The 19,845-nt window shown below is 71.0% G+C and carries 21 protein-coding genes; 18 read left to right on the top strand and 3 right to left on the bottom strand.

Translation table 11 applies throughout. The annotated features are described in order from the left end of the window. The first annotated feature begins 246 nt into the window (after positions 1-246). From NQU54_RS17920 to NQU54_RS17905, 4 genes are all read left to right on the top strand, one after another. Positions 247-900, top strand: coding sequence for a response regulator transcription factor (locus tag NQU54_RS17920; RefSeq protein ID WP_014055413.1), 654 nt, complete (start codon positions 247-249; stop codon positions 898-900). 6 nt (positions 901-906) lie between these two features. Then, entirely contained in the window at positions 907-2,160 is a 1,254-nt protein-coding gene (locus NQU54_RS17915) for a sensor histidine kinase (RefSeq protein ID WP_069867837.1), read from the top strand. 406 nt (positions 2,161-2,566) lie between these two features. After that, positions 2,567-2,869: a DUF4193 domain-containing protein gene (locus NQU54_RS17910; RefSeq protein ID WP_009714537.1), complete on the top strand. Its 303-nt coding sequence runs from the start codon at positions 2,567-2,569 to the stop codon at positions 2,867-2,869. 35 nt (positions 2,870-2,904) lie between these two features. Continuing rightward, positions 2,905-3,585, top strand: a complete 681-nt coding sequence (locus tag NQU54_RS17905; RefSeq protein WP_257631943.1) for a hypothetical protein — start codon at positions 2,905-2,907, stop codon at positions 3,583-3,585. 43 nt (positions 3,586-3,628) lie between these two features. Here the strand turns inward: NQU54_RS17905 and NQU54_RS17900 are convergent, their stop codons facing one another. Next, positions 3,629-4,075 (bottom strand): DUF3093 domain-containing protein, encoded by a 447-nt coding sequence (locus NQU54_RS17900; protein WP_069867835.1) that lies wholly within the window; start codon positions 4,073-4,075, stop codon positions 3,629-3,631. Positions 4,076-4,146: 71 nt separating this feature from the next. Here NQU54_RS17900 and NQU54_RS17895 point away from each other — a divergent pair, with 71 nt between their 5' ends. The 8 genes from NQU54_RS17895 to NQU54_RS17860 all read left to right on the top strand — a co-directional run bounded on the left by NQU54_RS17895 (position 4,147) and on the right by NQU54_RS17860 (position 12,239). After that, entirely contained in the window at positions 4,147-4,716 is a 570-nt protein-coding gene (locus NQU54_RS17895; protein ID WP_257631942.1) for a PaaI family thioesterase, read from the top strand. Further along, positions 4,713-5,240, top strand: a complete 528-nt coding sequence (gene dut, locus NQU54_RS17890; protein ID WP_069867833.1) for a dUTP diphosphatase — start codon at positions 4,713-4,715, stop codon at positions 5,238-5,240. Before NQU54_RS17895 ends, dut begins: the two co-directional genes overlap by 4 nt. Position 5,241: 1 nt before the next feature. After that, positions 5,242-6,027, top strand: coding sequence for a DUF3710 domain-containing protein (locus tag NQU54_RS17885; protein WP_069867832.1), 786 nt, complete (start codon positions 5,242-5,244; stop codon positions 6,025-6,027). A 268-nt stretch (positions 6,028-6,295) separates the two neighbouring features. Beyond that, positions 6,296-7,168 carry a hypothetical protein gene (locus NQU54_RS17880; protein WP_257631941.1) on the top strand — a complete coding sequence of 291 codons (873 nt, stop codon included), beginning with the start codon at positions 6,296-6,298 and terminating at the stop codon, positions 7,166-7,168. Between the two features lie 309 nt (positions 7,169-7,477). After that, positions 7,478-10,090, top strand: a complete 2,613-nt coding sequence (locus tag NQU54_RS17875) for a DUF4118 domain-containing protein (protein ID WP_069867830.1) — start codon at positions 7,478-7,480, stop codon at positions 10,088-10,090. Further along, a complete protein-coding gene (locus tag NQU54_RS17870) occupies positions 10,087-10,770 on the top strand; it encodes a response regulator (RefSeq protein ID WP_069867829.1) in 684 nt (227 codons plus the stop codon). The genes NQU54_RS17875 and NQU54_RS17870 overlap by 4 nt, the downstream gene beginning before the upstream one ends. Before the next feature lie 212 nt (positions 10,771-10,982). After that, complete coding sequence (locus NQU54_RS17865) at positions 10,983-11,411, top strand: OB-fold nucleic acid binding domain-containing protein (RefSeq protein WP_079259237.1); 429 nt, start codon at positions 10,983-10,985, stop codon at positions 11,409-11,411. A 3-nt stretch (positions 11,412-11,414) separates the two neighbouring features. Beyond that, positions 11,415-12,239 (top strand): DUF3159 domain-containing protein, encoded by an 825-nt coding sequence (locus tag NQU54_RS17860; RefSeq protein ID WP_257631940.1) that lies wholly within the window; start codon positions 11,415-11,417, stop codon positions 12,237-12,239. Positions 12,240-12,321: 82 nt separating this feature from the next. Here NQU54_RS17860 and NQU54_RS17855 read toward each other — a convergent pair whose 3' ends face one another. Next, positions 12,322-12,999: a potassium channel family protein gene (locus NQU54_RS17855; protein WP_079153266.1), complete on the bottom strand. Its 678-nt coding sequence runs from the start codon at positions 12,997-12,999 to the stop codon at positions 12,322-12,324. 88 nt (positions 13,000-13,087) lie between these two features. Beyond that, positions 13,088-13,756: a potassium channel family protein gene (locus NQU54_RS17850; protein WP_257631939.1), complete on the bottom strand. Its 669-nt coding sequence runs from the start codon at positions 13,754-13,756 to the stop codon at positions 13,088-13,090. A gap of 611 nt (positions 13,757-14,367) precedes the next feature. On the opposite strand from NQU54_RS17850, the gene NQU54_RS17845 reads away from it, so the two are divergent. The 6 genes from NQU54_RS17845 to NQU54_RS17820 are packed head-to-tail and all read left to right on the top strand — an operon-like array spanning position 14,368 to position 19,818. Further along, positions 14,368-15,885, top strand: a complete 1,518-nt coding sequence (locus NQU54_RS17845; RefSeq protein WP_257631938.1) for an ATP-binding protein — start codon at positions 14,368-14,370, stop codon at positions 15,883-15,885. Continuing rightward, positions 15,882-16,310: a roadblock/LC7 domain-containing protein gene (locus NQU54_RS17840; RefSeq protein WP_257631937.1), complete on the top strand. Its 429-nt coding sequence runs from the start codon at positions 15,882-15,884 to the stop codon at positions 16,308-16,310. The genes NQU54_RS17845 and NQU54_RS17840 overlap by 4 nt, the downstream gene beginning before the upstream one ends. Next, positions 16,307-16,663 (top strand): DUF742 domain-containing protein, encoded by a 357-nt coding sequence (locus tag NQU54_RS17835; RefSeq protein ID WP_069867823.1) that lies wholly within the window; start codon positions 16,307-16,309, stop codon positions 16,661-16,663. Before NQU54_RS17840 ends, NQU54_RS17835 begins: the two co-directional genes overlap by 4 nt. Beyond that, complete coding sequence (locus NQU54_RS17830; protein ID WP_257631936.1) at positions 16,641-17,249, top strand: GTP-binding protein; 609 nt, start codon at positions 16,641-16,643, stop codon at positions 17,247-17,249. Before NQU54_RS17835 ends, NQU54_RS17830 begins: the two co-directional genes overlap by 23 nt. Then, the gene (locus NQU54_RS17825) at positions 17,246-18,718 is read left to right on the top strand and encodes a cytochrome P450 (RefSeq protein ID WP_257631935.1); all 1,473 of its coding nucleotides are present in this window, start codon (positions 17,246-17,248) and stop codon (positions 18,716-18,718) included. Before NQU54_RS17830 ends, NQU54_RS17825 begins: the two co-directional genes overlap by 4 nt. Beyond that, a complete protein-coding gene (locus tag NQU54_RS17820; protein ID WP_257631934.1) occupies positions 18,700-19,818 on the top strand; it encodes a cytochrome P450 family protein in 1,119 nt (372 codons plus the stop codon). The genes NQU54_RS17825 and NQU54_RS17820 overlap by 19 nt, the downstream gene beginning before the upstream one ends. Positions 19,819-19,845 lie beyond the last annotated feature (27 nt).

Raw genomic sequence — 19,845 nt, 5'->3', positions numbered from 1 at the left:
CGTCCTCCCCGCCCCGTCCTCGGCGGAAACCTCCGGTCCCGAAAGAATCTGAATTCGGTGTTCCGGCCGCCGCGGCCCCGCCGCCGCGCCCATGATCCGGTCCCCGGGATCCCGCGGTGATCCCTCTTACCGCCGGTTTATGAGACTTCGAGGCAGGATGGAGGCGCCGAACGCTCATCGAGTTTGGCGAGATCGAGCCCACTGCGGCAACAAGCCCACTGCGGCAATGAAGGAAGGACTAACGACGTGCGTGTACTCGTCGTCGAGGACGAGCAGCTGCTCGCCGATGCGGTGGCCACCGGACTGCGCCGGGAGGCCATGGCCGTCGACGTCGTGTATGACGGAGCCGCCGCCCTGGAGCGGATCGCGGTCAACGACTACGACGTCGTCGTCCTCGACCGGGACCTGCCCCTGGTGCACGGCGATGACGTCTGTCGCAAGATCGTCGAACTCGGCATCCCCACCCGGGTCCTGATGCTCACCGCCTCCGGCGACGTCAGCGACCGCGTGGAGGGCCTGGAGATCGGCGCGGACGACTATCTGCCCAAACCCTTCGCCTTCAGCGAACTGATCGCGCGCGTCCGCGCGCTCGGCCGCCGGACGACCGTCGCCCTGCCGCCCGTCCTGGAGCGCGCCGGGATCAAGCTGGACCCCAACCGCCGTGAGGTGTTCCGGGACGGCAAGGAGATCCAGCTGGCGCCGAAGGAGTTCGCGGTGCTGGAGGTGCTGATGCGCAGCGAGGGCGCCGTGGTCTCCGCGGAGCAGCTGCTGGAGAAGGCGTGGGACGAGAACACCGACCCGTTCACCAACGTGGTCCGGGTGACCGTGATGACCCTGCGCCGCAAGCTGGGCGAGCCCGCGGTGATCGTCACCGTCCCCGGCTCGGGTTACCGGATCTGATCCGGCATGGCGACGACCCCGACCCCGAGCCCGCCGCCGCCGACGGTGCCGCCCAAGCCCAGCTGGGACCCGCACGCCGGCTCGCGCCCCAACCCCTTGCTGCGCCCCACGATCCGGATACGGCTGACCCTGCTGTACGGCGGGATGTTCCTGATCGCCGGAGTGGTGCTGCTGACGATCATCTACCTGCTGGCCGCCCAGGCCCTGCACGTCGGCAACGAGCTGCCGTTCAAGCTGGTCGGCGGCAGCGTCCAGCCGACCAACAACACCTGCCCCGAGATCATCGGCCAGAGCAGCCCCGACCAGTTCAACGCGGTCCTGAACACCTGCATGAAGGAGCAGCGCCAGCTGGCCCTGGACGGGCTGCTGCGCCGCTCCCTGATAGCCCTGCTGGGCCTGTCCGTGATCGCCTTCGCCTTCGGCTACGCGATGGCCGGGCGGGTGCTCTCGCCGCTCGGCCGGATCACCCGGACCGCGCGCCAGGTGGCGGGCTCGGACCTGTCCCGCCGGATCGAGCTGGACGGCCCGGACGACGAGCTCAAGGAGCTCGCCGACACCTTCGACGAGATGCTGGAGCGCCTGGACCGGGCGTTCACCGCCCAGCAGCGGTTCGTCGCCAACGCCTCGCATGAGCTGCGCACCCCGCTGGCGATCAACCGCACCCTGCTGGAGGTGCAGCTCTCGGACCCGCAGGCGTCCCCGGAGCTGGTGCAGTTGGGCAAGACCCTGCTGGCCACCAACGAGCGCAGCGAGCAGCTGGTGGAGGGCCTGCTGTTGCTCGCCCGCAGCGACAACGAGATCGTCGACCGCAAGCCGGTGGACCTCGCCGAGGTGGCCTCCCAGGCGATGGAGCAGGTGCGGGCCGAGGCGGAGGACAAGGGCGTGGAGCTGCGCGGGCAGCGCGCTCCCGCGGTGGTCCAGGGCAACGGGGTGCTGCTGGAGCGGATCGCGCTGAACCTGGTCCAGAACGCGGTGCGCTACAACGTCGCCGAGGACGGCTGGGTGGAGGTCACCACCGAGAGCCGGCAGGGCCAGGCCGTGCTGGTGGTCGCGAACACCGGCCCGGTGGTCCCGGCCTACGAGATGGACAACATCTTCGAGCCCTTCCGCAGGCTCCGTACCGAGCGCACCGGCAGCGACAAGGGGGTCGGCCTCGGGCTGTCGATCGCGCGCTCGGTGGCGCGGGCCCACGGCGGCAGGATCGCGGCGGAGCCGCGTGAGGGTGGTGGCCTGGTGATGCGGGTGGTACTCCCGGTCTGACGTCGGAAGGGCCCGGGCCGGGGACCCGCCGCGATGTGTTCGCTTTCGGCGGAATTTTCGTGATCCGCCCACCAGAGGTACAGTGTGTGATCGATCACATGGGCGATTTTCCGGCCATATACTCTGTGTGATCGTCACGGTTGACGGAAAGCCGGGAAAATCCGGGTTTTCGGGGGCCGTGATCACGGGAAGTACACGTCATGGCGCATGCGAGTGCGACATTCGGACCGTGTACGGTCCCGATGGCCATCCAACCCGATCACCTCTTCAGGGGTGCGGTTGGGTGTCGATTGAGTAACAGACCTTGATGTGAGGCAAAATCTCCGCCTCGGGTCGGGCACAAGTCCGGCCTCTCACGCGTTACGTGCGCTGGAGACACCACAGACACCCAGAGGGGGAGAGCGACATGGCAACGGATTACGACACCCCACGCAAGACCGACGATGACGTCAACGAGGACAGCATCGAGGAACTGAAGGCCCGGCGTAACGACAAGTCCGCGTCCACCGTCGACGTGGATGAGTTCGAGCAGGCGGAGGGCCTGGAGCTGCCCGGTGCGGACCTCTCCAACGAGGAGTTGTCCGTCCGCGTGCTGCCCCGTCAGGCCGACGAGTTCACCTGCATGAGCTGCTTCCTCGTGCACCACCGCAGTCAGCTGGCCGCCGAGACCAAGAACGGCCAGCCGATCTGCCGCGACTGCGCGGCCTGAGCCGCGGGGTCGGCGTGGAGGCGGAGCACGACGACATGGACGAGACCGAGCGGGGCCGGGTGGCCTCGCTCGCGACCGCTGTCGGCCGTGGCATGAGACGGGGTGGTGAGCGCGCGAGAGCGGGGGTCTACGCGGTCGCCGACCGGATCATCGCCAACGCTCCGCGCATTCCTGTCCGCGATCTCGCGACGCTGCGCAAGCAGTTCCCGGGACTGGGCCCCGAAGAGCTCGCGGACAAGCTGGTGGCCGGTGCCGCGGGCGGCGCCGCCACAGTGGGTGCGGGCGTCGGCGCAGCGGCGATGCTGCCGGCCCCGCCCGCCATGCCCACCGAGCTGGCCGCCGAGATCGTCGGCGTGGCCTCCATAGAGATCAAGCTGATCGCCGAGCTGTACGAGGTCTACGGGGTGCGTGCGCCCGGCACCGCGCGTCAGCGCGCCATGGCCTATCTCGGTGCCTGGTCCGAGGAGCGCGGTATCGACGTCGCCCAGCCGGCGACCGTCAACGCGGCGCTCGGTGTCCACATGAAGCGCGAGCTGCGGCAGCAGGTCCTCAAGCGCAGCTTCCGGAACACGCCGGTGCTGGCGCCCTTCCTGATCGGAGCGGCCGTGGGAGCCACGATGAACCGCCGCGACACCAAGAAGCTCGCGCGCAAGGTCCGCAAGGATCTCCGGGCCAGACAGGTCCCGTGGGACCTCCCGCTGCCCCTGACCAAATGAGCCCCTCGCGGCACCTCACCCGAAGGCCGCTCGCGCGCGCCTGTCAGGCGGTGCGCATGGCCGTGAGCGCGGCGGCGAGCGCCTCCGGATTCCGTGTGGACACATACACATACGGTGTTGGATCCTCCGGATCGGTGACATCCACCCGCAGCGCGGTCGGAATGTAGCTGCGCAGCAGCATGAACGCCCGCGGATCGGCCTTGTAGGAGCGCCAGGCGACCGCCTCGTCCGCGTCCAGGACCTCCGGGGTTCCCAGCGCCGACACCGGGATCCTCGCCTCGCCGGCCACCAGCGAGTCCGCCACCACGCGCACCCGGGCCGATCCGTACGAACTCACCCCGACACAGGCCAGCGCCGCCCCGCCGATCAGCCCGCCGAGCATCGGCAGGGTGCCGAACGGCAGCATGATCAACCCCACCGCGACCCCGGTCAGGACGGCGATGAACCACCAGGAACGGGGCGCGCTGAGGCGTTCGTCGTAAGGCTGCATGCGTATCAGCTTGGCATGGCCGCCGAACCGGGTTGTTCTCGCGGGTAAGGTCAGCCGTTGTGAGTGGACGAATGACAGGGCTGACGCCGCCGGAGGGCGCCACGGAACCCGTGCGCCACCCCGACGCGCCCGCGCCCGGGGAGCCCCTCGGCGCGCACTACGACCAGTGCTTCGGCTGCGGTGACCAGTCGCGGGGTCTGGGGCTGAGCGCACGGGCGGGCGAGGGCGTGAGCGTCACCGCCGACTTCACGGTGGGCGCCGGCCACCAGGGCGCGCCGGGCCTGGCCCACGGCGGGGTGCTGGCCGCGGCGCTGGACGAGACGCTCGGCTCGCTCAACTGGCTCCAGCGGGTGATCGCGGTGACCGGGCGGCTGGAGACGGACTTCGTACGGCCCGTGCCGGTCGGCACCGAACTGCATCTGGAGGCACGGGTGACCGCCGTGCACGGCCGCAAGATCTACTGCTCGGCCGCGGGCCGGATCGGCTCTCCGGACGGCCCCCTCGCGCTGCGGGCGCAGGCCCTCTTCATAGAGGTGCGGGTCGACCACTTCATCGAGAACGGCCGGGCGGAGGAGATCGACGCGGCGCTCGCCGATCCGGATCAGGTGAAGCTCGCGCGCGCTTTCGAGGTGAACCCATGAGTCCGGTCCCCGTCGACGTGCTGATCCGCAGGGTGGACCCCGAGGTGCCGATCCCCGGCTACGCCCACCCCGGCGACGCGGGGGCCGACCTGGTCACCACCGAGGCGGCCGAGTTGGCCCCGGGGGAGCGCGCGGTTCTGCCCACCGGAGTGTCTATCGCGCTCCCGGAGGGGTATGCCGCCTTCGTGCATCCACGGTCCGGACTCGCCGCGCGCTGCGGCGTCGCCATGGTGAACGCCCCGGGGACCATCGATGCCGGGTACCGTGGAGAGATCAAGGTGATCGTGGTCAATCTGGACCCGCGCGAGAGCGTGCGGTTCGAGCGCTTCGACCGGATCGCCCAATTGGTCGTCCAGCAGGTCGAGAAGGTGCGCTTCCAGGAGGTGGCGGAGCTTCCCGGGTCGGCGCGGGCCGAAGGGGGCTTCGGGTCCACCGGCGGTCATGCCGCTGTGGACGGCACAACGGGCAGGGCAACGGGCGGGAACAGATACGCTTCGGTCGGTTCCGACCGGGAAGGACGATGACGTGTTCGGACGTCGCCGCAAGCGCAGCAAGGAGGACGTCGAGTCGCTCGACGTGACCTCCGACGAGTTGGCCGAGGACGCGAAGGACGCGGACGGTGCTGAGGACACCGCCGCACCCGCGGACACCGGCCGGGTGAGCCTGCCGCCGGCGCCGCGCCCAGAGGGCCCCTGGGACGTGTCCGAGGTGCGCGAGCCCGGCGAGGGCCGGGTGGACCTCGGAGGTCTGTTCGTGCCCGGTGTCGAGGGCATGGAGCTGCGGGTGGAGGTCGCGGGGGACGCGATCGTCGCCGCGACCGTGGTGCTGCGGGACAGCGCCGTGCAGCTCCAGGGGTTCGCCGCGCCCAAGAAGGAAGGCATCTGGGGCGAGGTACGCGACGAGATCGCCACCGGCATCACCCAGCAGGGCGGGGTCGTCGACGAGGTCGAGGGCCCGCTCGGCTGGGAGCTGCGTGCCCAGGTGCCGGTGCAGCTCCCCGACGGCAAGAACGGGGTGCAGGTGGTCCGCTTCGTCGGTGTGGACGGACCCCGCTGGTTCCTGCGCGGTGTGATCTCCGGGCAGGGCGCGGTGCAGCCCGAGACCGGCAGTCTCCTGGAAGCGATCTTCCGGGACACGGTCGTGGTGCGCGGCGAGGGCCCGATGGCCCCGCGCGACCCGATCGTCCTCAAGCTGCCGAACGACGCGCAGATGGTGCCCGACGGGGTGCAGCAGGACGAGGCGCAGGGCTCGCGGTTCGCGGGCGGCGCCGACCGGCTCCAGCGCGGCCCGGAGATCTCCGAGGTGCGCTGAGCCGCGTCGCACTCGGCAGCGGAGCCAAGGCCCGAAGGGGCCCGGGGCAGGGCCCCCGGGCCCCTTCGGCGTTTTCCGGAGCCTTTCCGGGGCCCTTTTACGCGGCCTTCCGGAGCTCTCTTCCGGGGCTCGGGCGTTTTCTCCCGACGCGTTGAACACACCCGCCGCACCACCCGTACTCATGGTCGCGAGACCTTGTGGCGCTCCGAGGGGGAGAGGGTGCGTCGCGAGACACACCCTGTCCGACCTCAACGAGGTGAGTGATCAGATGTCGCGTGGCCTTCCGTTACTCCACCGCCGGAGAATCCTCCTCTCCGGCGCGATCGGCGGTATCACCTGTGCGGGCGTCGTGGTGGGAGCCGCCATGGCCGGTCAGGGCAGCGGCGGCACCGATGCGTCGACCAGGGCGGCCTCGGCCATCAGCTGCCCCGCCGTCGCGGGTTCCCTCCCGGAGATCCCGGCGGAGGCCCAGGCCGAGGTGGACCGCAACCTCGTCCTTCTGGACACCCAGATAGCGGAGGCCGACAAGCGGCTCGGCACCAGCCAGGGCGAAGGCGGGCCCGACTTCGTGCGGAACGCCATCCTCGGGCCCTTGGCGGACAAGCGGAAGTCCACCCTCGACCGCATCGCGATCTCCATCGGGCGGCATGCCGAGAAGCCCGCCGGGCTGGACTCGCTCGCCGAGTGCACGCTGTCGGACGGCGGGACGGGCGCGGGCTCCGGCACCGACACCGGCGCGGACGGCGGCGCGACCCCGACCGCCGCCGCGTCCGAGCCCGCCGGCGGGGGAGCCGAGGCGGGCTCCGGGGCCGGGCAGGGCGATGGGGGCGGCGCGGGCTCCGGCCGGACGATCAGCTGCCCTGATGTCGCCTCCGAGATCGGCGACGTCCCCGCCGCCGCCCAGGCCGAGGTGGACCGCAATGTCGCGCTGCTCCGGACGCAGCTCGACGAGGCCGACAAGCGCCTGGCGTCCTCCGTGGGCGAGGGCGGCCCCGACTTCGTACAGAACGCCATCCTGGGCCCGCTGAAGGACAAGCGGGCCTCGACGATCGACCGCATCGAACTCTCATTCTCCCGCCAGGGCTCGACCGCCCCCTCCGGTCTCGACGCCCTGGCGGGCTGCTCGCTCACGTCCGGCTGAGCCGACGGCGTAAGGCAGGCCCGGTGTGAGCGTCTACCGGTGGGCCGTACTCTTCTCTGCGGAGTACGGCCCACCGGCTTTTTCCCGCGATGTCGCCCGGGGGCGATGCGGATGGGCCCATCGAGCCCGATGGGGCCGCCCGGCGTCAGAGATGCGTCAAGAGGGCGCCGATGGCCGTAAGGGAGCCGTCAAGGGACGGCCGCCCCGGCCGGGGGCGGGGTTTCCTCGACAGGTATCGCCCTCCGGAAGCTCGCCAAGGGCTCAGGCGCCGTCCAACAGGGAAAGCCGTCCAACAGGGAAAATAGGGGCATGGGACGCGGAAAGTTGCGGATCTACCTCGGTGCGGCACCCGGCGTCGGCAAGACCTACGCGATGCTCTCCGAGGGGCACCGCCGGGTCGAGCGTGGCACGGACCTCGTGGTGGGCTTCGTGGAGCACCACGGCCGTCGGCGCACGCAGGTGATGATGCACGGGCTCGAGGAGGTGCCCCGCCGGGAGCTGGAGTACCGGGAGAGCGCCTTCAGCGAGATGGACGTGGACGCGGTGCTGGCGCGCCGCCCCGCCGTCGCGCTCATCGACGAGCTCGCCCACACCAACATCCCCGGCTGCCGGAACGAAAAGCGCTGGCAGGACGTCGAGGAGTTGCTGCGGGCGGGCATCGACGTGGTCTCCACCGTCAATATCCAGCACCTGGAGTCGCTGGGGGATGTGGTGGAGTCGATCACGGGGGTGCGCCAGCGGGAGACCATCCCGGACGAGGTGGTGCGCCGGGCCGACCAGATCGAGCTGGTCGACATGTCGCCCCAGGCGCTGCGCCGCCGTATGGCGCACGGCAACATCTACGCGCCGGACAAGGTAGACGCCGCGTTGTCGAACTACTTCCGGCCGGGGAACCTGACCGCGCTGCGTGAGCTGGCCCTGCTGTGGACCGCCGACCGGGTGGACGAATACCTCCAGCAGTACCGTGACGAGCACTCCATCCGCACCACCTGGCAGGCCCGTGAGCGCATCGTCGTCGGGCTGACCGGCGGTCCGGAGGGGCGGACGCTGATCCGCCGGGCCGCCCGGATGGCGGCCAAGGGCTCCGGCAGCGAGATCCTCGCCGTCTACATCGCCCGCAGCGATGGCCTTACCTCGGCCTCTCCCAAGGAGCTGGCGGTCCAGCGCACCCTCGTCGAGGACCTCGGGGGCACCTTCCACCACGTCATAGGGGAGGACGTCCCGGGGGCGCTGCTGGAGTTCGCCCGCGGGGTCAACGCGACCCAGATCGTGCTCGGCTCCAGCCGCCGCAAGACCTGGCAGTACGTCTTCGGACCCGGGGTGGGCGCCATCGTCGCCCGGGACTCCGGGCCCGACCTGGACGTCCACATCGTCACCCATGACGAGGTCGCCAAGGGCCGCGGACTGCCGGTCTCGCGCGGCGCCCGGCTCGGCCGCTCCCGGCTGATCGCGGGCTGGGCGGTCGGAGTGGCCGGACCGGTCCTGCTCACCCTGCTGCTCACCGCCACCGGCGCCACCCTCGCCTCCGAGATCGGGCCCGGCTTCGCCAACGAGGTGCTGCTCTTCCTGTTCCTCAATGTGCTGGCCGCCCTGCTGGGCGGCATGGCGCCCGCGCTGGCCTCGGCGGCCGTCGGATCGCTGCTGCTCAACTACTACTTCACCCCGCCCACCCACACCCTGACCATCGCCGACCCCGAGAACATCGTCGCCATAGCGATCTTCGTGGCGGTGGCCGTCTGTGTGGCCTCCGTGGTGGATCTCGCCGCCCGCCGCACCCATCAAGCCGCCCGGCTGCGCGCCGAGTCCGAGATACTGTCCTTCCTCGCGGGCAGCGTGCTGCGCGGCGAGACCAGCCTGGAGGCGCTGCTGGAGCGGGTGCGCGAGACGTTCGGCATGGACTCGGTGGCGCTGCTGGAGCGGGAGAGCGACGTCGCCCCCTGGACCTGCGCGGGCAGCGTAGGCGCCCTCGACGGGACCCCGCCGCCCGAACGGCCCGAGGACGCGGAGGTGGACATGCCGGTCGGCGACCATATGGCGCTCGCGCTCTCCGGCCGGGTCTTGCCCGCCGAGGACCGCCGGGTGCTCGCCGCCTTCGCCGCCCAGGCCGCCGTCGTCCTCGACCGGCAGCGGCTGACCCAGGAGGCCGGACAGGCCCGTGAGCTGGCCGAGGGCAACCGCATCCGCACCGCGCTGCTCGCCGCCGTCAGCCACGATCTGCGCACCCCGCTCGCGGCCATCAAGGCGGCCGTGAGCTCCCTGCGCTCCGATGACGTCGCCTGGTCGGCGGAGGACGAGGCCGAGCTGCTGGAGGGCATCGAGGACGGCGCCGACCGGCTGGACCACCTGGTGGGCAACCTCCTGGACATGTCCCGGCTCCAGACCGGCACCGTCACCCCGCTCATCCGGGAGATCGACCTGGACGAGGTGGTGCCGATGGCGCTCGTCGGCGTCCCGGAGGCCAAGGTCGCCCCCGACATCCCCGAGGAACTGCCGATGGTCGCGGTCGACCCCGGGCTGCTGGAGCGCGCCGTCGCCAACATCGTCGAGAACGCGGTGAAGTACAGCCCGCCGGACCGCCCCGTGCTGGTCGCCGCGAGCGCCCTCGGCGACCGGGTGGAGCTGCGCGTCGCCGACGGCGGCCCCGGCGTGCCGGACAGCGAGAAGGACCGCATCTTCGAGCCCTTCCAGCGGTACGGGGACGCCCCGCGCGGCGCCGGGGTCGGCCTCGGGCTCGCCGTCGCCCGCGGCTTCGCGGAGGCCATGGGCGGGCGGCTGACCGCCGAGGACACCCCCGGCGGAGGTATGACCATGGTGCTCACGCTGCGCGTCGCCGCCGGGCGCCCGCCGGTCGACCCCGGCCTCCCGGTCCAGGTCGGCTCCACGTCAGGCACGACAGAACGGAAAGGCAGGCCCGCCAGATGAACCGGGTGCTCGTGGTGGACGACGAGCCGCAGATCGTGCGCGCCCTCGTGATCAACCTGAAGGCGCGCAAATACGAGGTGGACGCCGCCGCGGACGGCGCCACCGCACTCCGGCTCGCCGCCGCCCGCCATCCCGATGTGATCGTGCTCGACCTGGGTCTGCCCGATATGGACGGGGTGGAAGTGATCAAGGGGCTCCGGGGCTGGACCCGGGTGCCGATCCTGGTGCTCTCCGCCCGTCAGACCTCCGACGAGAAGGTCGAGGCCCTCGACGCCGGGGCGGACGACTACGTCACCAAGCCGTTCGGCATGGACGAACTCCTCGCCCGGCTGCGCGCGGCCGTCCGCCGCGCCGAACCCGCCGGGCAGCCCGACGACTCGGTGGTGGTGGAGACCGAGACGTTCACCGTCGACCTGGCCGCCAAGAAGGCCCACCGCGACGGCCGCGATGTGCGGCTGACCCCCACCGAATGGCATCTGCTGGAGGTCCTGGTGCGCAACGCGGGCCGCCTGGTCAGCCAGAAGCAACTGCTCCAGGAGGTCTGGGGCCCCTCGTACGGCACCGAGAGCAACTACCTGCGGGTCTACATGGCCCAACTCCGCCGCAAGCTGGAGACCGACCCCTCGCATCCGCGCCACTTCATCACTGAGCCGGGGATGGGGTACCGCTTCGAGCGGTGAGGTGTGGGGTGGGTGTCCGGCCGGGGGTCCGGGGGTTGCCCCCGGGGGATGCTGTATCACCGAGCCGGGGATGGGGTATCGCTTCGAGCGGTGAGGCGTGGGGTACCGGTTCGAGCGGCGTGGGTTACCGCTTCGAGCGATGCGGGTTACCGGTTCGGGCGATGAGTCACGGGCGCGGCGTTTCGGCGGGGGCTCACCGGTACGCTGGCCGTATGAGTTCCGTACGCCAGCCCTCCGATGGGGCCGACAGGGGAGACAGATCCGAGAAACCGGCCGGCCGGTTCCGGCGGATGCTGGACCGGCTGTCGAGTTCCCAGGAGGAGCTGCACTCCGCAGAGCTCCAGCAGGACGCGGAGGCCGCGGGGTGTACCAAGATCGGCGACTGCGGTGACCGCCAGATCGTCAAGGTGACGGGCACGCTGCGCACGGTGACGCTAAGACCGCGGGCCGGTGTTCCCGCGCTGGAGGCGGAGCTCTTCGACGGCACCGCCGCGCTGGACGTGGTGTGGCTGGGCCGTCGCTCGATCATCGGGATAGAACCGGGGCGCAAGCTGATCGCCTCGGGCCGGATTTCCATGAGCCATGGGCGCCGGGTGCTGTTCAATCCGAAGTACGAACTCCGACCGCTCGGACAGGAGTAGCCGGTGACGCCAGACGAGAAGACGCCCCCGACCGGGCACCGACGCGCCGCCGCCGACAGCAGGGCGGCGGCGGACACCGCGCTCCTGGAGGCGTTCGGCGGGGTGCGGGGCATGGTGGACACCACCGTCCCCGGTCTGGTCTTTGTCCTGCTGTACACCATCGAGCGCGATATCCACCTCGCCGCGATCGCCGCGCTCGGTCTCACCGTGCTGCTCGGGCTCGCCCGGCTGGTGCGCAAGGAGACGCTGAAGCACGCCTTCAGCGGGGTCTTCGGGGTCGCGTTCGGCGCGATCTTCGCGATGATGTCCGGCGACGCGAAGAACTTCTATCTGCCGGGCATGCTCTACACCCTGGGCCTGGCGATCGCCTACATCCTCTCGGCGATCTTCCGCTTCCCGCTGATCGGCGTGTTGCTCGGGCCGATGCTGAAGGAGAACCTCTCCTGGCGCACCCGCAACCCCGGCCGGTTCCGCGCCTACACCCGGTCCACCTGGGCGTGGGGGCTGATCCTGCTGGCCAAGTCGGCGGTGCTGTTCCCGCTCTACTGGTGGGGGGACGCCACCCAGCTCGGCTGGGTCAAGGTCGCGCTCGGCATTCCGCCGTTCCTGCTCTGCGTCTATCTGACCTGGATCTTCCTCGCCAAGGCCCCGCCGCCGATCGACGTCATCGCGGAGATGGAGGCGGAGGAGAAGGCCGAGCGGGAGCGCGAGCGGTCCAAGGCGGAGGCTGACAAGATCGCCGATCCGCTGCTCTCGGAGTGGACCGGCCAGATCGTCTCCGAGACCCGTACCGAGTCGGCCGACCGGCAGCCGCCGCCCCGGCACTGAGGCGTTGCCGAGCGATGCCGAGACTCGGAGCCCGCCGCCCGGAAGTCCGGGCGGCGGGCTCGGTTCCCGGGCCCGGACCTCGTCAGCCCGTGGCGTTCTGACGCTGGACGGACAGCAGCTGTTCGAGCTGCTCCTCACGCGCCTGAGCCGCCACGAACAGCAGCTCGTCACCGGCCTCCAGCACATCGTCCTTGTTCGGGGTCAGCACGCGGGTGCCCCGGATGATGGTGACCAGCGTGGTGTCCTCCGGCCACTCCACATCGCCGACCCGGGTGCCCACCAGCGCCGCCTCCGGCGGCAGTGTCAGCTCCACGAGGTTGGCGTCGCCGTGGCTGAAGCGGAGCAGCCGCACCAGATCGCCGACGCTCACCGCCTCCTCGACCAGCGCCGACATCAGACGCGGGGTGGAGACGGCGACATCGACGCCCCATGCCTCGTTGAACAGCCACTCGTTCTTGGGGTTGTTGACCCGGGCGACCACCCGGGGCACCCCGTACTCGGTCTTGGCGAGCAGCGAGACGACCAGGTTGACCTTGTCGTCACCGGTGGCCGCGATGACCACGTTGCAGCGCTGGAGCGCCGCCTCGTCCAGGGAGGTGATCTCGCAGGCGTCGGCCAGCAGCCACTCGGCCTGCGGCACCCGCTCCACCGAGATGGCGGTCGGCGCCTTGTCGATGAGGAGCACCTCGTGCCCGTTCTCCAGGAGCTCGCTCGCGATGGAGCGCCCCACGGCGCCCGCACCGGCAATCGCAACCCTCACGGTGCCTCCTCGTTAGCTTCTCCGCCCGCACGGCGCAGAGGTGCGGGTTTCGCGGTCGTGTGCGGCCCGGTGGCCGTGCGTGCGGCGCTCATCGGCCGGCCTCCTCTGGACCCTTTTCAAAAGCCGCCTCGACCGTCCCGACCTCGTCGGTGCGCATCATCACATGCACCAGGTCGCCCTCCTGGAGCACGGTCCCGGAGGTCGGCAGCATCGCCTCGCCGAGCCGGGTGAGGAACGCGACCCGCACTCCGGTCTCCTCCTGGATCCTGCTGACCTTGTGGCCCACCCATGAGGGGGAGACGTGCACCTCGGCCAGCTGCACCCCTCCGCTGGGGTCCCGCCACAGCGGCTCCGCACCGGACGGCAGCAGCCGCCGCAGCATCTGGTCGGCGGTCCAGCGCACCGTGGCCACGGTGGGGATGCCGAGGCGCTGGTAGACCTCGGCGCGGCGGGGGTCGTAGATACGGGCCGCCACGTTCTCCACGCCGAACATCTCGCGGGCCACCCGGGCCGCGATGATGTTGGAGTTGTCGCCGCTGCTGACCGCGGCGAAGGCCCCGGCCTCCTCGATGCCCGCTTCGCGCAGCGTGTCCTGGTCGAAGCCGACACCGGTCACCCGGCGGCCGCCGAAGCCCGCGCCCAGGCGGCGGAAGGCGGTGGGGTCCTGGTCGACGACCGCGACCGTATGCCCCTGTTGCTCCAGGGTCTGGGCGAGGGCCGCGCCCACCCGGCCACAGCCCATGATCACGATATGCATGCGTCTTACCCCGCACTCCAGATGACCGTGCCGACCTGCGCAAACACCCTGCTCACATCTTCCTTCCAGGACTTACGGGGCGACAGCGGGGGCGGAACCCCGATGCCGGTGCGCGGCGACGACGGGAGTCGGCCACCGCGGCACCTGTCCCCACCGTATCCGTACCGGCGGCAAGCTCCCCCGTCCGCGCCCGGCGGTCCGGAAATGAACGTGGTGACGTACGACATAGCGGGAAAGTTCCCGCGGTGATCGGGGATGCGGCGAGGCGGTCGGAGGCGATCACGGACGCGCCGGGACAGAAGAGATAGCGATCATTTCCAGTTGCGGACGCGGAGTGAAAAGGCTGTCGGCGATCAGCCTCGACCACTACGGTGGGCTCGGGTTTCGGCGCTCCACCGGTGGTCGCGACCCTTCATCTTCGCCTGAAAACCTGGATCTTCACCAAATCCACATGCAAATGCTCAGTGATTGCCGCCAGTTGGAACTTGGTTACGGGCGTCGGACACCAGGTCACCACATGGCTAAGATGATCGCTGTATTCCGTTTCCGGTCGGGACATCAGGGCTCTGACTCGTTCCTTCCGCGCCGCGTTCACCTGCACGAGGTTCCTGATGACTGATCACATATCGGAGGCGGTGAGCTGGTGTCTGGCCGTCGCGCTCCTCGTCGTCCTGGTGCTTCTGATACGCCAGCGGCAGATCACCGCCGGAGTCCGCAGGCGCAACGCCACTCTGGAGGACAGCCTGCGGTCCCGTGACGAGGAGGTGCAGCATCTCGTCGATGTGCGCCTCCCCTCGATCGCGGACGCGCTGAGCCAGCCCGGACCGCTGCCAGGGCTGCGGGACGAGAAGCTGGCCGGGACGGCCTTCGCGCAGAGCCTGCACGCCGTCATGGAGCAGTTCACCCGGGCGGTGGACAGGGCGCAGGCACGGGCTGACGCCTCCGCCAAGGCGGCGCTCAAGGCGTCGATGCGCGCCGTCCAGGGGCTCGCCAACGAACAGCAGGTGTCCATCTCCGAGATGCAGGAGCGGCACGACAACCCCGATGTGCTGCGGGACCTGCTGGAGATCGACCACGCCAACGCCCAGTTCGGCCGGCGCGCCCAGGCCATCGCCGTGCTCTGCGGATCCTGGCCCGGCCGTCAGCGGCTGGCCTCCTCGCTGACCGATGTGGTCCGCGGCTCCAAGTCGCGGATCCGCGACTACCAGCGGGTGCAGGTGCACTCCCTGATCGACGTCGCCGTGGTGAGCCGGGCCGTGGAGCCCGTCGTGCTCGCGGTCGCCGAGCTGCTGGACAACGCCGCCCGGCACTCGCAGCCCAACACCTCCGTGGAGGTCAGCCTCCAGCCGGTGCACAACGGGGCCTGCATCGTGGTCGACGACGCCGGTGTGGGCATGGACGGCCTGGAGGTCCAGCGGGCCGCCGCCCTGCTCTCCGGTCAGCGCGCCGTGGACGTCTCCCGGCTCGGCGACCCGCCGCAGTTCGGCTTCGCCGTCGTGGGCCTGCTGGCCGCACGGTACGGCTTCAGCGTCTCGGTGGACACCCGGTCCCCGTACGGCGGTGTGCGGGCGGTGCTGTTCCTCCCGACCGAGCTGCTCACCCATGTCGACTCCGACGGCCGGCCGGGCACCGCCGCGCAGGACCCCGAGGACGCCGAGCCGCTGCACACCCTGCCCTCCCGCCGGATGCGCGCCCCCAGGAGGGCGGCGCAGCAGACGCAGGCCGCCCCGCAGCAGGCCCGGATCCCGCACCAGGCCCAGCCTCAGGTTCCGCACCAGGCGCACGCCCAGGTCCCGCACCAGGCGCGGCCTTCGGCCCCCGAACCCGCACCCGCCCCGACGCCCCAGCCGTCGTCCGCCGACGGCGAGGCCACACAGGTGTACGGCACCACGGTGGGCGGGCTGCCCAAGCGCCGCCGCCGGGAAGCGGCGGCCGCCCCGCCGTCCGCCGACTGGACCGCGGGGGCCGGGGCGGCCGGTGCCGCCGAGCCCGACACGGGCGCGTACCGCGCGCGTTCGGCGGAGGAAACCGCCTCGCGGATGGGCGCGTTCGCCCGTGGTACCCGCTCCGGCCGTTCCGCCACCCAGGACTCAGCCCCTCACCATGACGAAGGGAATCGCCAGGCATGAACGACCATCCCAACAACGAGCTCGGCTGGATGCTCGACGAGGTCGTCAAGATGCCGGAGGCCCGGCACGCGATCCTGCTCTCCGCGGACGGGATGCTACGGGCGCACTCCCAGGGCATCCCCCGCGACGAGGCCGAGCGCCAAGCCGCCGCGCTCTCCGGGCTTCAGTCGATCAGCCGCTCCACCTCCGAGTTCTGCGATCCGCACGAGACGCCCTGGCAGCAGACGCTCGTCGAGTTCGTCGGCGGGTACGTCTTCCTGACCGCCGCCGGGCCCGGTGCGTATCTGGCGGTCTCGGCCACCGAGGCGGTGGACATGGAGGCGGTCAGCTACCGGATGCAGAAGCTGGTCGACCGGCTCGGCAAGGAGCTCACCAGCCCGCCGAGGCAGGGCCTCCCGCGGCAGGGGATCGGCAGCCGCGCATGAGTCCGGGGCGGCGCGAACGAGGGTTGGTGCGGCCGTATGTGGTGACCGACGGCCGCGCCTACCCGACTCGCAACACCTTCGACCTGGTGACCCTGGTCATGGCCCATCCCGACCGGCCGCTGCCCGGGCTCAGCCCGGAGAAGCGGCGGGTCATGGAGCTGTGCCTGGGCGGAGCGCTTTCGGTGGCCGAGGTCGCCGGGTATCTGGAGCTGCCCGTCAGCGTCACCAAGGTCCTGCTGGGCGACCTCGTGGACAGCGGCCACATCAGCACCCGGGCCCCCATCCCGCCCGCCGAGCTCCCCGAGGTCCAGCTGCTCCAGGAGGTGCTCGATGGACTCCGCGCTCGCCTCTGACGCGGCCTATCTGCCCTCCACGGTACGGGTGGCGGCGAAGATCCTGGTCGTCGGGCACTTCGCCGTCGGCAAGACGACCTTCGTCGGCTCGCTGTCCGAAATCCGCCCGCTGCGCACCGAGGAGACGATGACGCAGGCCGGTGCGCTCATCGACGACCTGCGGGGCACCGAGGACAAGACGACCACCACCGTCGCCATGGACTTCGGCCGGCTCACCCTCAGCGATTCCCTGGTGCTCTATCTGTTCGGCACGCCGGGGCAGCGGCGCTTCACCCGGCTGTGGCACGACATGACGGTCGGCGCGCTGGGCGCGGTCGTGCTGGCCGACACCCGGCGGCTGGAGCAGTCCTTCCCGGTGATGGCCGTCCTGGAGGAGCACGGACTGCCGTACGCCGTCGCCGTCAACCACTTCGAGGGCGCTCCCCTCTTCGCGGAGCCGGAGGTCCGGGAGGCCCTCGATCTGCTTCCGGAGACGCCCCTGGTGACCTGCGACGCCCGGGACGAGATCTCCTCCACGCACGCACTGATCGCCCTCGTCGAATATCTACAGGATCGCCAGACCCGTAGCTCCCAGGAGATTGTGTGACCAACCATCCAGCCGCCGGACCCGTACCGCCACCGGGCTGTCCCGCGCACGCGGGCCCTGCCACGGCCGTGAGCGACGCCGGGCCCCGCGCGGCAGTACCGATGTACGGTCCCGAGTTCGCCGCCGACCCGCACGGCGCCTACACACGGATGCGCGCCACCTTCGGGGCGATCGCCCCGGTCGAGCTGTCGCCGGGGGTGTACGCCTCGCTGGTCACCAGCTATCAGCTCAGCCTGGAGATCCTGCGCGACACCGAGCGGTTCGCCAAGGACCCGCGCGGCTGGCGGGCGATGCGGGACGGGACGGTGGGGCTGGACAACCCGGTCGCCCCGATGATGATGTACCGGCCGAACGCGCTCTTCGCCGACGGGGAGGCACACGTCCGGCTGCGCGGGGCGATCACCGACAGCCTGGACCGGGTGGATCCGCACGCCCTGAGCGAGTACGTCGAGCGCAGCGCGGAGACGCTGATCGACGCCTTCGCCTCCCGGGGCGAGGCCGAGCTGATCACCGAGTACGCGTCGGTGATCCCGCTGCTGGTCTTCAACCAGCTGTTCGGGGCGCGTCCGGCGGACGGGCCGAAGCTGGTCGAGACGATGATGAAGCTCTTCGACAGCGGCGAGGAAGCGGCGGCGGCCAACGACGAACTGCTCCACTGGATCTCCGGGCTGCTGGCGGAAAAGCGCCGGCAGCCCGCCGCCGACGTCACCTCCTGGCTGATGGCGCACCCCTCGCAGCTCGCCGACGACGAGCTGATGCAGCAGATGATCCTGCTGATGGCGGCCGGTACCGACCCCGAGCAGAACCTGATCGCCAACGCGCTGCGCCTGCTGCTGTCGGACGACCGCTTCGCCGGTGAGCTGTCCGGTGGCAGCATGCCCGTCGAGGACGCCCTGGACGAGGTCCTGTGGAACGATCCGCCGATGGCCAACTACGGCACCCGGTTCCCCCGTTACGACTGCGACGTGGCGGGCGTACGGCTGCGCAAGGGCGACCCGGTGCTCATCAGCTACGCCGCGGCCAACCACGAGGCCGCCCTGGCCTCCGACCGCCGGTCCGGCAACCGGGCCCATCTGGCCTGGAGCGCGGGCGCCCATCGCTGCCCCGCCGAGCGGCCCGCCCGGGTGATCGCCTCGGTGGCCATCGAGCGGCTCCTGGACCGCCTCCCGGACATGGAACTGGCCGTCCCCGCGGAGCGGTTGACGTGGCGGACCGGGCCCTTCTCGCGCGCCCTGGCCGCTCTGCCGGTGCGCTTCCCCGCCCAAGCGACATCCAGGACCGGGCCGTCCGCAGCGTCGGTGTCCGAGTCGACCCGATTCGACGAGACCTCTGGAGGCAGCCAATGGAACCCCGTCCCATCGTTCTCGACCCCGCCGGCCGCGACATCCCCGGAGAGGCAGCCCGAGTCGCAGCAGGCGGCGAGGCGACGCTTGTTGAGCTTCCTGACGGCGTGGTGGCGTGGGCAATAAGCCGCCAGCGGACACTCAAACAGCTGCTGACCGACCCCCGGGTCTCCAAGGACCCCCGGCAGCACTGGCCGGCGTGGATCAACGGTGAGATCTCGCCCGAGTGGCCGCTGATCACCTGGGTCGCTGTCGAGAACATGTTCACCTCCTACGGCGGTGACCACCGGCGGCTGCGCACCCTGGTCTCCAAGGCGTTCACCGCCCGGCGCACCGCCGCCCTGCGGCCGCGCATCGAGGAGATCTGCGCCACCCTCCTGGACGGGCTGGCCACCGCCGCGCCGGGCGAGCCGGTCGACCTGCGCGAGGCGTACGCGTATCCGCTGCCGATCCAGGTGATCTCCGAGCTGTTCGGGCTCGACGACGATAATCTGCGCGAGCGGATGCGCCGGGTCGTGGACTCCATCTTCCACACCTCCGCCACCCCGGAGGAGGTCACCGCCACCTACACCGAGATGTACGCCGTACTCGCCGAGCTGGTGGCCACCAAGCGCGAGCGCCCCGGCGACGACCTGACCAGCGGGCTGATCGCGGTGCGGGACGAGGAGAGCGGCTCCGCGCTCAGCGAGAAGGAGCTGACCGACACCCTCGCGCTGTTCCTCTCGGCCGGTCACGAGACCACGGTCAACCTCCTGGACAACGCCATCCACGCGCTGCTCACCCGGCCCGAGCAGCTCGACCACGTCCGGGCCGGCCGGGCCACCTGGGACGATGTGATCGAGGAGACGCTGCGGCACTCCGCCCCGGTCGCCAACCTGCCGCTGCGCTACGCCGTGGAGGACATCGAGCTGGACGGCGGCGCGGTGCTGCGCAAGGGTGACGCGATCCTGGCCGCCTACGCGGCAGCCGGACGCGACCCCGAGGTGCACGGCGAGGACGCGGACCACTTCGATGTGACCCGCGGGCTCAAGAACCACCTGGCGTTCGGCCACGGCGTCCATCTGTGCGTCGGCGCTCCGCTGGGCCGGCTGGAGGCCGCGATCGCGCTCCCGGCGCTCTTCGACCGCTTCCCCGGGCTCAAGCTGGCGTCCGGGCGGGAGCCGCTGGAGCCGGTGGAGTCCTTCATCTCCAACGGTCACCGCACCTTGCCCGCACGGCTGTCCTGAGCGCTCAGGGGGCCGGTCCCCGCCCGC

It is taken from the genome of Streptomyces malaysiensis subsp. samsunensis, assembly GCF_024519315.1.
Classification (GTDB): domain Bacteria; phylum Actinomycetota; class Actinomycetes; order Streptomycetales; family Streptomycetaceae; genus Streptomyces; species Streptomyces malaysiensis.
This window is presented reverse-complemented; position numbering and strand designations above follow the sequence as displayed.